This window comes from Geoglobus sp. (genome assembly GCF_054018175.1).
The window spans coordinates 1-14,022 of sequence record NZ_JBPLZQ010000102.1; the positions used below are offsets into that span (position 1 = coordinate 1).

General features: G+C 52.8%; 16 protein-coding genes. 8 read left to right on the forward strand and 8 right to left on the reverse strand.

What is annotated here, in order from left to right:
• Nucleotides 1-254, reverse strand: a 254-nt coding sequence (locus tag ACXJJC_RS07875) for a hypothetical protein (RefSeq protein ID WP_456370782.1), incomplete at its 3' end; no start/stop codon positions are given.
• A gap of 30 nt (nucleotides 255-284) precedes the next feature.
• A complete protein-coding gene (locus ACXJJC_RS07880; protein WP_456370784.1) occupies nucleotides 285-1,100 on the reverse strand; it encodes a multiheme c-type cytochrome in 816 nt (271 codons plus the stop codon).
• A 250-nt stretch (nucleotides 1,101-1,350) separates the two neighbouring features.
• Here ACXJJC_RS07880 and ACXJJC_RS07885 point away from each other — a divergent pair, with 250 nt between their 5' ends.
• Nucleotides 1,351-2,109 (forward strand): hypothetical protein, encoded by a 759-nt coding sequence (locus ACXJJC_RS07885; protein WP_456370786.1) that lies wholly within the window; start codon nucleotides 1,351-1,353, stop codon nucleotides 2,107-2,109.
• On the opposite strand, the gene ACXJJC_RS07890 is transcribed toward ACXJJC_RS07885, so the two are convergent.
• From ACXJJC_RS07890 to ACXJJC_RS07900, 3 genes are read right to left on the reverse strand one after another with little or no spacing between them, the layout of a single operon-like run.
• Entirely contained in the window at nucleotides 2,090-2,770 is a 681-nt protein-coding gene (locus ACXJJC_RS07890) for a signal peptidase I (protein ID WP_456370787.1), read from the reverse strand. The genes ACXJJC_RS07885 and ACXJJC_RS07890 overlap by 20 nt on opposite strands.
• Nucleotides 2,767-3,009, reverse strand: coding sequence for a hypothetical protein (locus ACXJJC_RS07895; RefSeq protein ID WP_456370788.1), 243 nt, complete (start codon nucleotides 3,007-3,009; stop codon nucleotides 2,767-2,769). Before ACXJJC_RS07895 ends, ACXJJC_RS07890 begins: the two co-directional genes overlap by 4 nt.
• Nucleotides 3,006-4,820, reverse strand: coding sequence for a hypothetical protein (locus ACXJJC_RS07900; RefSeq protein WP_456370789.1), 1,815 nt, complete (start codon nucleotides 4,818-4,820; stop codon nucleotides 3,006-3,008). Before ACXJJC_RS07900 ends, ACXJJC_RS07895 begins: the two co-directional genes overlap by 4 nt.
• 53 nt (nucleotides 4,821-4,873) lie before the next feature.
• Between ACXJJC_RS07900 and ACXJJC_RS07905 the strand changes: the two genes are divergently transcribed.
• A complete protein-coding gene (locus tag ACXJJC_RS07905; protein WP_456370790.1) occupies nucleotides 4,874-5,521 on the forward strand; it encodes a hypothetical protein in 648 nt (215 codons plus the stop codon).
• Between the two features lie 41 nt (nucleotides 5,522-5,562).
• Entirely contained in the window at nucleotides 5,563-6,996 is a 1,434-nt protein-coding gene (gene pheS, locus ACXJJC_RS07910) for a phenylalanine--tRNA ligase subunit alpha (RefSeq protein ID WP_456370791.1), read from the forward strand.
• A 5-nt stretch (nucleotides 6,997-7,001) separates the two neighbouring features.
• Here pheS and ACXJJC_RS07915 read toward each other — a convergent pair whose 3' ends face one another.
• The gene (locus ACXJJC_RS07915; protein ID WP_456370792.1) at nucleotides 7,002-8,228 is read right to left on the reverse strand and encodes a UbiD family decarboxylase; all 1,227 of its coding nucleotides are present in this window, start codon (nucleotides 8,226-8,228) and stop codon (nucleotides 7,002-7,004) included.
• 50 nt (nucleotides 8,229-8,278) lie between these two features.
• Here ACXJJC_RS07915 and ACXJJC_RS07920 point away from each other — a divergent pair, with 50 nt between their 5' ends.
• Both ACXJJC_RS07920 and trm14 read left to right on the forward strand, forming a co-directional pair.
• Nucleotides 8,279-9,541 (forward strand): hydroxymethylglutaryl-CoA reductase, degradative, encoded by a 1,263-nt coding sequence (locus tag ACXJJC_RS07920; RefSeq protein WP_456370793.1) that lies wholly within the window; start codon nucleotides 8,279-8,281, stop codon nucleotides 9,539-9,541.
• A gap of 41 nt (nucleotides 9,542-9,582) precedes the next feature.
• Nucleotides 9,583-10,686 carry a tRNA (guanine(6)-N2)-methyltransferase gene (gene trm14 / locus ACXJJC_RS07925; protein ID WP_456370794.1) on the forward strand — a complete coding sequence of 368 codons (1,104 nt, stop codon included), beginning with the start codon at nucleotides 9,583-9,585 and terminating at the stop codon, nucleotides 10,684-10,686.
• On the opposite strand, the gene ACXJJC_RS07930 is transcribed toward trm14, so the two are convergent.
• On the reverse strand, nucleotides 10,658-11,308 hold the full coding sequence (locus ACXJJC_RS07930; protein ID WP_456370795.1) for a hypothetical protein: 651 nt from the start codon (nucleotides 11,306-11,308) through the stop codon (nucleotides 10,658-10,660). The genes trm14 and ACXJJC_RS07930 overlap by 29 nt on opposite strands.
• A gap of 173 nt (nucleotides 11,309-11,481) precedes the next feature.
• Between ACXJJC_RS07930 and ACXJJC_RS07935 the strand changes: the two genes are divergently transcribed.
• The 3 genes from ACXJJC_RS07935 (at nucleotide 11,482) to ACXJJC_RS07945 (ending at nucleotide 13,342) form a co-directional block, all read left to right on the forward strand.
• Nucleotides 11,482-11,679 (forward strand): 30S ribosomal protein S17e, encoded by a 198-nt coding sequence (locus ACXJJC_RS07935; protein ID WP_456370797.1) that lies wholly within the window; start codon nucleotides 11,482-11,484, stop codon nucleotides 11,677-11,679.
• Nucleotides 11,672-12,538: a 4-hydroxy-tetrahydrodipicolinate synthase gene (gene dapA, locus ACXJJC_RS07940; RefSeq protein ID WP_456370798.1), complete on the forward strand. Its 867-nt coding sequence runs from the start codon at nucleotides 11,672-11,674 to the stop codon at nucleotides 12,536-12,538. Before ACXJJC_RS07935 ends, dapA begins: the two co-directional genes overlap by 8 nt.
• 174 nt (nucleotides 12,539-12,712) lie before the next feature.
• Complete coding sequence (locus ACXJJC_RS07945; protein WP_456370800.1) at nucleotides 12,713-13,342, forward strand: TOBE domain-containing protein; 630 nt, start codon at nucleotides 12,713-12,715, stop codon at nucleotides 13,340-13,342.
• Here ACXJJC_RS07945 and ACXJJC_RS07950 read toward each other — a convergent pair.
• Complete coding sequence (locus tag ACXJJC_RS07950) at nucleotides 13,271-14,002, reverse strand: ZIP family metal transporter (protein WP_456370802.1); 732 nt, start codon at nucleotides 14,000-14,002, stop codon at nucleotides 13,271-13,273. The genes ACXJJC_RS07945 and ACXJJC_RS07950 overlap by 72 nt on opposite strands.
• Between the last annotated feature and the right edge of the window lie 20 nt (nucleotides 14,003-14,022).

Sequence of the window (14,022 nt, forward strand, 5' to 3'; positions counted from 1 at the left end):
TTTTTAAAAACATATGCGAACACATGTATGCCGGGTGACGGAGGATTGACATATATCTTCTCAGGTGCCTCATCTTTGGTGATCACCGCTTCGCCCACATGCTCAATTTTGACCAGATGAGTGTTATTACTGACCACATGATGCGAAAAAACAACCTTAATTGCTGGCAGCTCACCCTCGCCTTGCAGACAACCGGCAGAAAACCAGACTGACAGAGAAACCAGAGAGAAAAAAAGAAAGGTGAGTCTTTTCATAGCGCGCCATCACTCAAAGTCTTAGCATCACTACTGATATATCTGCCCAATGCTTCCTGGCCAGTTGGCTGCATCGTAGCTTGTGCTTCCGTTACCCGAAACGTTTCCGAAGACTGTCGGCGTCACAGTTATGTTACCGATGTTCCAGTTGCTGATGGTCCAGTTGGGAGTCTGTCCACTCCCAATATCGATGTATCTCGGATTACCAACATTCAGGTCGAATTCAATGGTTCTGTAGTGCTTCCACTTGATCTTGACTGCAACGTGGGTGTGACATGCTATGCAGGCCTCGTTCGAGTCGGTCAGATTAGTATCCTTTATGGCTTCAACTATGAATGCATTGTGCGCTTCCCATGTACCGTTATTAGCGCCATAATCATACCGACTATACCCCGAGAGGTATGCTGTCACGTTGAACCCACCGGCTTGAGGTGCTGAACTCGGGGAAGTATAACCCGAGTTCCACTCATGGCAGGCCATACAGCCCATCGTGCTGGCAGCATGAGCCTCCTTACCTGCCATGAAACCAGTACCATCTCCCACAGCATAAGTTATACCCGGAACGCCTCTGTGGCAATACCCGCACGCCTTACGGATTTCATCGTTGGTGGGATTTGCAGTATTTGTCACGAAGCTGCTATGTGCACCATTATTTTGAACATTAAGTTTGAATTCCTGAAATACATCGGCGTGGCACTTATCGCATGGGATGTCATTCCCAGTATTATCTACATTGTACCACCAGTGCTGCCCTGCAAACAGAGATACCGTGCTCGGCAGTGCCACGAGTCCCACTGCGAGGATTGCTATGAGCGCCACTACAGCTCTACCACCCAAATCATACATTCTTTTTCACCCCAGTTTATACTCTGTTAATCCATGTTTAAAAAGCTTTCTGAAGCATTCTGTAACGATTTGTAGAGCACTCCAATTATGAATTGTTCTCATGATGGTGATATGAAGGTTTCTTCACATGAGCCCCGCCCATCACCCAGTTTTTCACTGACAGAAAAAAGGAGTTTTTTCATAATTGCAATAATTATCATCATATAAATCCGAGAAAAGGTTTAAAAAGCTTTGGAGAAAGGGTGAAGCGATGAAATTCAGAGATGTCCTCTCCGTCGCAAGCGGAATCATCGTCGGGCTTGTGGTTTTCGTCATCTCTCTCTACTCGCTCTACACAGACTACCTGCTCGGCAGATCCATGAGCTATGTGGCCGTGGATGCATTCCTCCTCTTCCTGTCCTCTATTCTGATAGGCAACTCCCTGAGCATCAGAAAACGCATATCCGGATACGAGGTTGCCGCATCCAAGGCGTTCAACGAGGTTGTTTACTCCAGACTCCAGCCCATACTCGACGAGGTCGCCTACGGGATCGTGGAGATGAACATCCTCAGGAAGAAAATAGAGGAGCTGGACAGAAAGCTCGACAGGATAGAGGAGAGCGCAACGACTCAGAAGCTCACGCCGGAGTACAAGCTCAATTTCTACTTCAGAGCGATAATCGTGATGATATTCTACATCTCCACCTTCACCTTCATGCTCCAGTACACCCTTCCGTACAACCACATGCTCGCGGCCCTCCTCTACATATACTGGTGGGCCTTCATAACCCACGAGTTCAAGCTGTACACGAGGGGTGAGGCGCTGGTGATGCTCGCAGCCCCTGTTCTGCTAGTACCGTCACTCTACCTACTCATCAGAATTTTCGCCGGAACCCCCGTGGCCCTCGGAACCGTTCTCGCGACTTCCGCACTGTACGCGTACTATTACTACCTGATCGCAAAAAGGGTTAATGGAAGTGGTGAGGGGCTGAGAGAGCTGATAGGCAGAATCAGATCCGGATCCCCCTGAAAGCAATGTACGCGTAGTACACCAGAGAGATAACAGAGATCACGAGGGCGTATTTTCTTATTAGCTCGAGCAGGTTCTTGTAGAACAGATACTCCTGGCCGTACGGCGTGATGTCCCTCATCTGAGTCGCATCAAGAATGAAGTAGTTGCCGAACCCCTTTATGACGATCGGTTTGCCGAATACCGTCACCACCTCTCCCAGTATTGCGCTCCTGCTGACAGGCGTTGAATCCGGACCGGAGGAGTCTCCGCCCGTGTAAACAAGGTCTCCCCTCACATCAAGCACTCTGTGAGTGACGGGCAGATTCAGTTCCCCGCTCCTGAACATCACTATATCTCCTCTCTCCGGGCTGACGAACAGGCTCTGAACGAGAACCATATCCCCTCTCTCGAAGGTTGGATACATGCTGTTGGAAACGACAACTGCCCAGAACAGCTTCATGGTCAAAACAAGATAGAGAACCGAGAGTATGAGCAGTATCTCGAACACAGCAGTGACGATCTTCCTTGTCCTGTTCTCGAACATCTTCCTCAGAATTCGGTCAGCCATCGCTCTCGAAATGCTCGCTCTCTCCCTGAGCAGGATTTCGTCCCTGAAGAGATACAGCCCGAATGCCACGAGAAGCACTCCAAGCAGGGCAAGCTGTTCCACGATGATCATAGGACCACCATGATGAGCAGCAGCGCAACCCAGGCAATCAGCACATCAACGAGCAGTTTCACCGCACCCCTCGAGAATTCAATTCTCTTTCCGCGCTCCAGTCTCTTACCCTCCACCCTTTCCATCGCCGCGAGAACGATAAAAATGGGCAACCCTGTCTTCCTGGCTATCCTCTCTGGATCTGATTCACCCCTTTCCATCTCCCTTAGCACCAGGATCTCGTAGTCCGAGAGCATCATCTCAGATACATCCTGATTATCACCAGCACCGCAAGCAGGGCTGCCAGTGCGGCAATCAGCGGTGCATTCTCCCTCGTCTTCTGCTGAACCTCGGGAGTTGGCGTGGGTATCACCTGCTCCTTCTTGCTGAAGTTCTTTGCGAAGAAAACCTTGGACATCGTGGTGTCGTCCAGAAGCACCTTGTAAGCTCCCTCCTTTTCAGGAGTGTACTGGAATGATATGTGCCTTTTCTCGTTTGTGTACAGGGTGAGGGTTTCGTTAAACACAATCCGATCATTTATCCTGACGTATACATTCTCCTCACCCGGCCCCCCATCGTTTCTGATGTCAAATGAAATCTCCACAGGCTTCCCAACCTCCACTATGAAGTCGCTGACTGACAGGTTGGAGTACACTATCTTGGGTTTCAGGTCGAGTTCCGTCTTGAGCTTTATTGTCACGGTCCTGTTTATGGATGTCAGATCATAGAAAGAGCTCGCAAGTCCTTCAGCCTGCCTGAGTGCGTACCTCTTCACGATTGCGGTGCTGTCGAAGTAGTAGTCAGTGACGTCAATCACAACCAGACCGCCGCTGCGAAGGTAATTCTCAATTTCCGACATTTCTGGATTCGATGTAACGTAAAAAACAAGATCCGCTTTGTCAAGCTCATCCTCCTCAAGAACTCCGACATATTTCAGCGGTGCCCTGCTCTTTTTCGCAATGTAGTCGAGCAGTTCAGGCAAGACCTTCTCTGCCCTCTCATCGCTCCTGTGGTAGAGGCCAACCTTCATCTCTCCGTTCATTCCACCGTTCACCCACAGGTAAGCGAGGATGTTCGTGAGCATCTTGGCAGCGTTTTCCCAGTTCATGTCATACCCATTCTCGGGAATCCTTGGCTCTCCCTCGCTCATCCCGCTCACTCCGGCACTGCCGAGAACATAGTTATTCTGTGAGAGCACCACAATCCCGTCTCCAGCCTTTCCAGCCAGTACCTGCTTCGAGAAGAGGTACGGTTTAATGAAAACGGGAAGGGTCTTGACCTTTACCACATTGCCCCGGCCAATCGCGATCTCAAGTCTGTGAGTGCCCTCGCTGAGCGGCGGAATGTCAAACTTGAGCCTCTCGTATTCGTACGGTCCGAGCTTCACATCGAGCTTCTGTTGTGCCTCACCATCAACAAGCAGCTCTGCTCTGAATTCAGCAGCCTTGCCGGAAGGGTTGAGCACAGTAACGTAAAGCGTGTTGCCCATCCCCTCAGGAAGGGTTGTCGCCTTGAGGCTTGAATCAAATATGTAGATCGGACTTTCGGCACCGCGCTTTACCTGAAAGTGGACTTCCCTTTTTACGTAGTCAACATCATCTCTCGACAGAGTGTGGACGCTTACACCGGCACTTCCACCGCTTATCAGCCTGTCAACAAATGAGTCGTATTCTTTCTTTGTAGCTGTACTGTTGAGCACGTCAAAAACATAAACCTCTATCCTGTACTTCCCCTCCTTCCAGCCGTCCTGAACCTTCACGGTGAATGTTGCATACACTTGATCAGTCCAGTCAGTTCCCTCCTTCCTCACAACCCCCCCAGCCACCGGATAATCCTCAGGATCAAACACCACGAAAACGAAATCCACGGCATAGGCCCTGAAGTGATTCACGTTCTCTGCCTGAGCATAGATTGTGACAGTGTCTCCAAAATCGTAAACTCCGTAGCTCTCTACGAACTTCCCGAAACCATCAACGTGATCCACAAGAGCCACCTTCACACTGTCCATGGCATGTACGGGAGCGGTTGCAAAAGTGACAATGATTGCCAGTGCGACAATTATCCCCCTCACAACTCCAACTCTGAACAAAAGAAATAAATATTTTTACCTTGTTAACCGTAATTGTGGCGGAGAGAATTTACAGACTCGCACTGATCTTCTCCTTCGTTCTGGCAGTCACGACAACCTTGCTTGCATCGGCAGTGGTAGCTGAACAGAACTACGGGAAGTACCAAGGCCTGATGGCTCCGTGGCACGATGCAAAAATTTGCATGCCCTGTCACGTCAACACTCTCACGGGCAAAGAGCTTGACCGCTTTCTGTCCTGCACCCCGTGCCATAACAAGAACCTCAATTTAAACGACCAGAACCAGCTTTTGAGCCTTCACGGGGTGAATTTCTGCATAAAGTGCCATGTTGGAAGCGTTTACAACTCCAGCAATCTGGGAATGAAGGTGCACGTTCCCCACTACAGGTTAACCTGCGACAGATGCCATGGAGACGATGGTGCAATTTCGAAGCCTGACACCAACTCATGCATTGAGTGTCATGGCTCCAACCCCCACAGTGTGCACGGCAGGGTTCTCGACGACGTCTGCTTCTACTGCCACTCAGAATACATGAAGGAGTACCTGCCCAATTACACGGAAACCGAACTCAAGTCAGTTGGGATATCCACAACACCCGCACCCCAGGAAACACCCGCAGTTGAGGAACGGCAGATAAGATCAATAGCGGATCTCATTCTCTGGATCGTCAACCTGCTGTTCTGATTTTTGAAAAACTATTTAACCAAAACCCACAGCCATTCACCATGCTCTCTCCTTTCGAGATCAAACTCCTCAGGTCACTTGAAGAGGGTAAGGAGTACTCCATAGATGCTGCAGCCGAGATTTCCGGGATGAAGAGGGATGCCGTTATCAAGGCCACATACCTCCTTGCCGAGAAGGGTTACGCGAGAGTCCACGAGAGGGTTTGGAAGGAGTACGAGCTAACCGACGAGGGTTTGAGGTACCTCACCGAGGGGCTTCCGGAGGAGAAGCTCGTCTCGGAGCTGAAGGGGGGAAGGAGGAGCATAAAGGAGCTCGAGGAGAAGTTCGGAAAGAGGCTTGTGGGCATCGCCCTCGGAAACCTGAGAAAGAAAGGAGCAGTAAGGATAGAGGACGGCTACGTCGAGCTCATCACGGAGCCGGAGTTCCCGGAGAAATTGGCTCTGGAGAGGATCTATGCCGATAGAAGTGCGAGAATAGACAAAAAGCTACTTAAAGAGCTGAAGAAGAGGAAGCTCGTCAGAGAAGAGGAGTTCAAGGAGATCACCTTCACGATCACGTCAAAGCCGGATGTCGAGCTGAAGGAAAAGATTGCAGACGTCACGCCCGAGCTATTACTGTCGGGAGGGTGGAAGGGGAAGGAATTCCTCGAGTACGACGTCAGGATTCCTTCCAGGGACATCTTCACAGCCAAAGTCCACCCCTACGAGAGAATAATAAGGGAGTGCAGGAAGATATTCCTCGAGATGGGGTTCACCGAGATAAAGGGGCACTATGTACAGCCGGCGTTCTGGAACTTCGACGCCCTCTTCCAGCCCCAGGACCATCCTGCGAGGGAGATGCAGGACACCTTCTACCTCGACAGGTACGTAGATCTTGAGGGGGAGGTCGTCGAGAGGGTGAAGCAGACCCACGAGAATGGATGGAGAACGGGTTCGAAGGGATGGGGAGGAAAGTGGAGCCTCGATAGGGCGAGGCAGCTCGTCCTGAGGACCCACACAACGGCAATAACCATCCACTACCTCGCGCTCAACCCAGAGCCGCCTGTAAAGGCGTTCTGCATAGACAGGGTTTACAGGAGGGAGACCATAGATGCGACGCATTTGCCGGAATTCGACCAGCTCGAGGGAGTGGTGCTGGACAGGGACGTTGGATTTGCTGACCTGCTTGGCCTGCTGAGGGAGTTCTTCCACAAGATGGGTTTCGAGAACGTTCGCTTCAGACCCGGCTACTTCCCCTACACCGAGCCGAGCGTGGAGCCCGAAGTGTACGTGGATGGCTTAGGGTGGGTGGAGCTCGGAGGCGCAGGCATTTTCAGGAAGGAGGTCACGGAGCCGCTCGGCATAAAGGGAAAGGTCCTGGCATGGGGACTCGGCATTGGAAGGCTCGCGATGCTCAGGCTCGGAATGAAGGACCTGAGAAGGCTCTACCTGCCCGAGCTGGGATGGTTGAGAAGTCTGCCAGCGATAAAGAGGTAGGTGGGTCAGTATATTCTCCTGTACTTCTCCCCATCCCCCTTTGCCGTCGCGTCTATGCCCATCTTCGCCGTGATGTTGTCCCTCGCCGATGGGTCGAGGCTGCTCCCCCTGACGTTGGTTATGACTACTAAATCGCGATCTGCCTGAAACCTCGTGGCTATCGCGTATTCAACATCCTCCACGCTGTAGATGTCGATGTCGTCGTCAACAACGACCACGTGCTTCAGGCTCGGGTGTGCTGAGAAGGCAGCAAGAATTGCGTTCTTCCCATCCCCGTCCGTCACCTTCTCTATCTGCACGACCGCATGCAAATAGTGTCTACCTCCTGCGGTGAGCACGACATTCCTGACCCTGCACACCCTTGAGACGGCCCTGAATATCTCCGGCTCGTAAGGAATGCCCATCAGCACCTGGTGCTCGTATCCTGCGGGCGTTATCGAGTAGAAGTGAAAGTCGTCCTTCGCGTAGATCGCATCCACCTCCACGACCGGTGCCTTCCTGACCCTGTCGTAGGTTCCGGTTATATCAATGAAAGGCCCCTCGTCCACCATCTCTCCGGTGATCCTGCCCCTGATCACCACCTCGGAGTCCGGTACCATTATACCATCAACATCCGTTACGGCAAGCTCTCCCATCAGCGAGGCAGCGTATCCATACTCCATGCCCTCTCCAACCCTCGTGGCTGCGGCGAACATGAACAGTGGATGTGGAGCAATGGAAATAGCAATTTCCAGGTCTTCGCCCCTCTCAACTGCCTCCTTCCACCTCAGGTAGGTATGCCTCGGTGGAACGAGTCTCGCTGCCATCCTCTTTTCGTCGAGAACCAGCATCCTGTGGAAGCTGGCATTGTAGCTCGAGTAATCGTTACCGTTTCCAGTAACGACGATGCCGGCGGTGATGTATCTGCCAGCATCACCATCGAAATACTTGGGAACTGGAAGGTCACGGAGAGAGTTCAGCTCCCCGTACTCGGTCTTGACCACCTCGATCCTGCCGGGAGTGTTCAGACCTGCCAGAAACCTGGCGAGATCATCAACGCAGATGTCGAGGTACCTGCAAAGCAGTTCCCTCGTCGCAAGGAAGTTCGTCGCCACTTTCCTCCCCTCGACGTTCAGAATTGCCGGCGTTCTCTCAAGCTTCCTCTCAGAGATGAACCTTACAATTTCGTCGTGAGCGATTTCCTCTTCGAAGACCCTGAACTCGACCCTTTCCATTGCGCTCCTGAAGTTCATGTGGGAATCTCAAGGAAAATTTATAATAATTTTATTGCCAAGCACCCTCCATGCCGTCATCGAGGATACCCGGTTTTTACAAGATGAGCGTTCAGGATAGGCTCGAAAGGGTTGCCGAGTTTGCTGGACTGAATGATGAGGAAAAAAGACTGCTGCTGGAGAAGGGGCTGTCCCTCGACATAGCCGACAGGATGATCGAGAACGTCGTGGGCACGTTCGAGCTACCTCTGGGCATAGCAACGAACTTCCTGATAGACGGAAAGGACTACCTCATTCCAATGGCCATAGAGGAGGCGAGCGTTGTCGCGGCAGCGAGCAACGCCGCAAAGATGGCGAGGGAGGGAGGGGGGTTTGTGACGGACTACTCGGGCAACGTGATGATCGGGCAGATACAGGTGGTGAGGATTGACGACCCCTGCTCCGCGAGATTCGAGGTTCTCAGGCACAGAGACGAGATCATCGAGAAGGCGAACGAGCAGGACCCGATACTTGTCAATCTGGGCGGAGGATGCAAGGATGTCGAGGCGAGGGTGATAGACACCATCAAGGGCAAGATGCTCGTCGTTCACCTGATAGTTGATGTGAAAGACGCGATGGGGGCAAATGCCGTTAACACGATGGCCGAGGCTGTTGCACCGCTGATCGAAAGAATTACGGGTGGAAAGGTCTACCTCAGAATCATCTCGAACCTCGCAGTCTACAGGATAGCGAGAGCAAAGGCAGTTTTCAGGAAAGAGGCGATTGGCGGAGAGGAGGTTGTAGAGGGGATAATGAATGCCTATGCCTTTGCTGAGGCTGACCCGTTCAGGTGCGCGACCCACAACAAGGGCATTATGAACGGGATATCCGCTGTTGTCATAGCCACGGGCAACGACTTCAGGGCTGTGGAGGCTGGAGCACACAGCTACGCGGCGCTGAGGGGATACAAGCCCCTCACAACATACGAGGTGAACGAGAAGGGCGATCTCGTGGGAACCATAGAGCTGCCAATAGCTGTCGGCACGATAGGAGGGGCGACGAAGGTGAATCCGTTGGCGAAGCTCAGCCTGAAGATCCTCGGGGTCAGCACTGCAGAGGAGCTCGCGAGAGTTATGGCAGCAGTGGGTTTGGCCCAGAACTTCGCAGCCCTGAGGGCTCTGGCAACAGAGGGGATTCAGCGCGGACACATGGAGCTTCATGCGAGGAACATCGCGATAATGGCGGGGGCGAGTGGAGAAGAGGTGGACAGGGTTGTGGAAGAGCTGCTGAAGATCGGGAAGATCAGGATGGACGTTGCCAAGGAGGTTCTCGAAAGGCTGAGGGGCGGGAGCTGACAGGCCCAAAAGTTATTACTCCTCTTTCATTTCTTTATCCTGTGAAGGACGTTTTCTACGCCACCTGCCCTCCAGGCCTCGAGTTCGTGGCCGCGGGCGAGATTGAGGGAAAGGGGCTTGGAAGGGTTACCGAGGTCAGGGAGGGGAAGGGCAGGGTATTCTTCAGGTCGAGCTGGGAAAGGATCCCCCACCTCAACTGCATGCTCAGGAGCGTTGAGAGGGTAGTCCTCCTGCTCGGAAGGGAGAGAGTCGATAGCTTAGAGGACATTTACAGGGCTGTAAGGAACATCGACTTCAGCTTCGTGAGAGCTGAGTGGAGCTTCGCAGTCAGGGCGACGAGAGCTGGAGTCCATGACTTCACGTCCATAGACATTGGCAGGGTTGCCGGAAAGGCGGTGATAGACAGCTACATGGAAAAGAGGAGAGTGAGGCTGAAAGTAAACCTCGACGAGCCGGACGTGATCGTGAGGTGCGATCTGATAGGGGACGACTTCATGGTCGGGATAGACACCACTGGAGACGAGGGATTGCACAGGAGGAGGTACAGGATCTACCAGCACCCGGCTCCCCTGAACCCCGTCCTCGCAGCCTCTCTCGTCTACCTGTCGGAATGGGATTCAACAAGATCCCTGCTCGACCCCTTCTGCGGGAGCGGAACAATCCTGTTCGAGGCAGGGATGATCGCGAGAAAAACGCCCATCTGCAAATTTAGAAAGGACTTTGCCTTCACCAGGTTCTTCAAGTCACTGCCAGAAGTTGAGGAAAAAGATGCAGAGCTCAGGCTGTACGGCATCGAGAGGTTCAGGAAGCACATAGAGGGTGCAAGGTCCATTGCCATGCACACCGGAATTCACCCCGTGTTCTTCGAGGGACACGCTGAGAGAATCGAGGACCACATTGAAAGCGCGGACTTCATCATAACCAACCCCCCCTACGGGCTGAGGATAGGGAAGAAGAGAATAATCGAAGACCTGTACTCCGGATTCCTTCGATCTGCATCGAGGGTGCTCGAGGAGAGAGCAGTTGTGATAACCGCGGAAAGGGATGTGTTTGAGAGGTACGCAGAGGAGTATTTCCCGGGATTTTACAGGTACGACGTTAGATACGGCGGGCTCCTCACGGGAGTTTACGTTCTGAGGGCTTAGGAGGGTGGAGCAGAGCAAGGTATGGAACTGAGAGCAGCGCCGCTGGAATGGAAGGCAGAAACAATCGCACGGCAAACGCCAGATCCCCCGCCCATCCACGCGAAGAGGTGAAAATCCAAGAGCTGGCCATGTATGCTGGCTGCGTGAGCAGAACGGAGGAGATAACAAGGGAGAACAAAAGAAGGACGTTCACGGCACTCGGGTCCAGCTCAGGCACCTCAGCTCTCAATTCCAGCAAGGCCCTGAGCACGGCAAGACCATGAAAGGAGAAGACTGTCAGAATCGTTAGAGAGATCAGCTGCGGCTCATTCATGTGCCGGAAAGAAAGGAGAGATGCTATCGAATAGATGGCATAGACAAGAGGGAGATACAGAAGCGCCGAGAGCAGAACCGGAATGAAGCCTCTCCTGATTGCCATCTGCCAGAAGCTGGGGTACTCCCGCCCGTATATGGGGAACAGAAAGGCGCTCAGTCCGAAGTAGAGGGTGAAGTTCGTCAGGGGCAGCATAATTACTGAGAGATTCTGAGCGAGTGGAACTCCGACGAAAATTCCGGCATCCAGGACGAGCTGCAGGGCGAGGAGAGCTACTGCAAGCCCCCTGAGAACACCCGAGACGGGCATCAAAAAGGTTAAAATGTTCGCAAAATATAAGTTTTTGGCAATCAATAAAAACTGACATTCAAAATGTCCGGAAAACATAAAACGTGCCCTGCGGGATTGCGATGATTGCCCCCTCACCCCCGACAAAAAAATTAAATATTTTGCGGTAATCTGCGAGAGCAGGTGGTGATACCATGGGGACGGTCAAGCCAGCTTACATAAAGAACATCGCGATGGAGCTGCTCAGGAAGTATCCGGATGTTTTTACCGGGAACTTTGACGAGAACAAGAGGCTCGTGCAGGAGCTGACGAACATAAGGAGCAAGATGGTGAGAAACAGGGTTGCAGGGTACATAACGAGAAAGGTGAACAGGGGCTGGAAGAATGTTTGAGGGCATAATTCCCGCCCTCATTACCCCTTTTAAGGAGAACTTCGATGTTGATTTTGAGGGTATCTCGAGGAATCTCGACTACCTCGAAAAGCACGTGGATGCTCTTGTCCCTGCAGGAACAACTGGAGAAGCTGCAACGCTCAGCTACGAGGAGCACATAGAGGTCGTGAGGTACGTCTGCGAGGTGGCAAACAAGCCCGTCATCGCAGGGGCCGGTTCGAACTCAACAAGAGAGGCGCTGTATCTCGCAAAGGAGGTCGAGAAGGCCGGTGCCGATGCTGCGATGTTCGTGACGCCATACTACAACAAGCCAAATCCCGACGGACTGGTGAAGCACTACAGCGAGATAGCGAGGGAGATATCCATTCCGGTCCTCGTCTACAACGTTCCGAGCAGGACCGGGATAAACGTGGCTCCCGAGACTGTCAAGAGGCTCTCAGAGATTGAGGGAGTAGCTGGAATAAAGGAGGCAAGTGGAAACCTGAAGCAGGTGGCGGAGATCATCAGAATAACCTCTGACGACTTCGCGGTTCTTTCCGGGGACGACTTCCTCACGCTGCCAATTCTCATGCTTGGTGGGAGGGGTGTGATAAGCGTAACCGCAAATGTGGCTCCACACCTCATGAAGGAGATGTTCGAGGCGTTCAAGAAGGGGGACGTGGAAAAGGCCAGAGAGATGCACTACAGACTCATGCCGCTCTACGATGCTCTCTTCATCGATACGAACCCGATTCCAGTAAAAAAGGCCCTCGAGCTGATGGGGCTCGCAGCGGGGAAGCCGAGGTTGCCGCTCGTTGAGCTCAGCAGGGAAAAGACAGAAAAACTGAAGAGCGTTCTTTCAGAGCTTGGTCTGGTTTAAGGCAGAGGCCTGGCTTAACCCCCCGGAGACGCGCACTGAAACCTGCCCGGGCATCCATTCGATTTTCCCGTTAGCCAGTTTCCTCACGAGTGTTAGATGCCCGGCTGTGGAGTGATTTCTGTGACGGCCGTGTGAAACAATCTTTATCAATTCGTATCTCCAAAGCTCCAATCGGTGAGGGAAACTGAGGAGCTGAATCCAAGGCTGAGAATCTGGCTGGAAAAGGACGGCATGCACATACTCGGGAAGGGCGGTGCAGAAATACTCGAGGCCATTGACAGATTTCGCTCCATTTCAGCAGCATCCAGACACCTCGGGATGTCGTACAGGTACGTGTGGGGATACATAAGGAAGATAGAGGACGCCACGGGTAAAAAGATAGTCGAGACGAGGAAGGGTGGCAGGGGCGGTGGGGAGGCCAGACTCACGGAGTTCGGCAGGCAGCTCCTGAAGGAGTTCAGGAAAATAAGCGAGTACCTCGAGAGGGTCGAGAGGGCGTACGATGACGAATGGGCTCTTCTCGGTGTCAGAATTTCCGCGAGAAACAGAATAAGGGCCACGGTTAGCAAGGTCGATGTGGAGGGTGTAGCGGGAAGGGTGGAAATGGTGGTTCAGGTCCCGGTGAAGCTGAAGGCCCTGATAACTGCCGAAGCCGTCAGAGAGATGGGACTCAAGGAGGGTGACGAGGTTTTTGCCATAATAAAGGCAACCGAAATAATGGTGGCCAAGCGTTCAGTGGGCGTGGAAGTGGCCCATGAGGTAGACGAGCAGGAGACCGGAGACGAAGACGGCGAAGCTGGTTGATGACCTGACCAAATCCGTCTCCTTGTGGAGTTCAGGTATGAGGTCGCTCGTCGCTATGTAGGTGAAGTTCCCTGCTGCAAAGGCAACAACGAACGGCATGAACTTCTGGGCCACGAAGTAGTATCCCGCAACGGCTCCAAGAACAGCCGTAAGGGCCGTGAGAAAGTTATAGATCAGGGCTTTTCTGACTGTGTACCCCCCATAGACGAGCACGCCAAAGTCTCCGAGCTCCTGTGGAATTTCGTGCATGATTACCGCGAAGGTCGTCAGAATCCCGAGGTTCACGTCAGTTAAATACGCGACCGCAATGACGACCCCGTCCACGAAGTTGTGCAGGCTATCCCCAACCAGGGCGAGCTGGGACACTGGATGGACCTCGCAGTCACTTTCGTGACAGTGTCTCCACCGCAGAATCCTCTCGAGCAGGAAGAACGACGTGAAGCCCAGTATGAAGAGCTCAAATGCCACCTCAACTCCTGCCCCCTCTATGGAGTCGGGTAGGAGGTGAAAGAACGAAGCACCGAGAAGTACGCCGGCTGCAAAGCTGACGAGGACGAAAATCGTCCTCCACATCAGCTCCCTTCTCATCGCCAGCGTGAATATCCCGACGAGTGAAACGATGCTGACCAGCAGGGTGCTGAGCAGTATGAGGTAGAGCATATCCTATCTTCGGGTCAGCA

Coding starts and splice junctions, on each gene's coding strand:
- ACXJJC_RS07930 (WP_456370795.1), bottom strand. CDS start 11,308: ATGCCCGTCTCGGGTGTTCTCAGGGGGCTTGCAGTAGCTCTCCTCGCC.
- ACXJJC_RS07920 (WP_456370793.1), top strand. CDS start 8,279: ATGCCGTCATCGAGGATACCCGGTTTTTACAAGATGAGCGTTCAGGAT.
- ACXJJC_RS07950 (WP_456370802.1), bottom strand. CDS start 14,002: ATGCTCTACCTCATACTGCTCAGCACCCTGCTGGTCAGCATCGTTTCA.
- ACXJJC_RS07915 (WP_456370792.1), bottom strand. CDS start 8,228: ATGAACTTCAGGAGCGCAATGGAAAGGGTCGAGTTCAGGGTCTTCGAA.
- dapA (WP_456370798.1), top strand. CDS start 11,672: ATGTTTGAGGGCATAATTCCCGCCCTCATTACCCCTTTTAAGGAGAAC.
- ACXJJC_RS07885 (WP_456370786.1), top strand. CDS start 1,351: ATGAAATTCAGAGATGTCCTCTCCGTCGCAAGCGGAATCATCGTCGGG.
- ACXJJC_RS07890 (WP_456370787.1), bottom strand. CDS start 2,770: ATGATCATCGTGGAACAGCTTGCCCTGCTTGGAGTGCTTCTCGTGGCA.
- ACXJJC_RS07895 (WP_456370788.1), bottom strand. CDS start 3,009: ATGATGCTCTCGGACTACGAGATCCTGGTGCTAAGGGAGATGGAAAGG.
- ACXJJC_RS07935 (WP_456370797.1), top strand. CDS start 11,482: ATGGGGACGGTCAAGCCAGCTTACATAAAGAACATCGCGATGGAGCTG.
- pheS (WP_456370791.1), top strand. CDS start 5,563: ATGCTCTCTCCTTTCGAGATCAAACTCCTCAGGTCACTTGAAGAGGGT.
- ACXJJC_RS07880 (WP_456370784.1), bottom strand. CDS start 1,100: ATGTATGATTTGGGTGGTAGAGCTGTAGTGGCGCTCATAGCAATCCTC.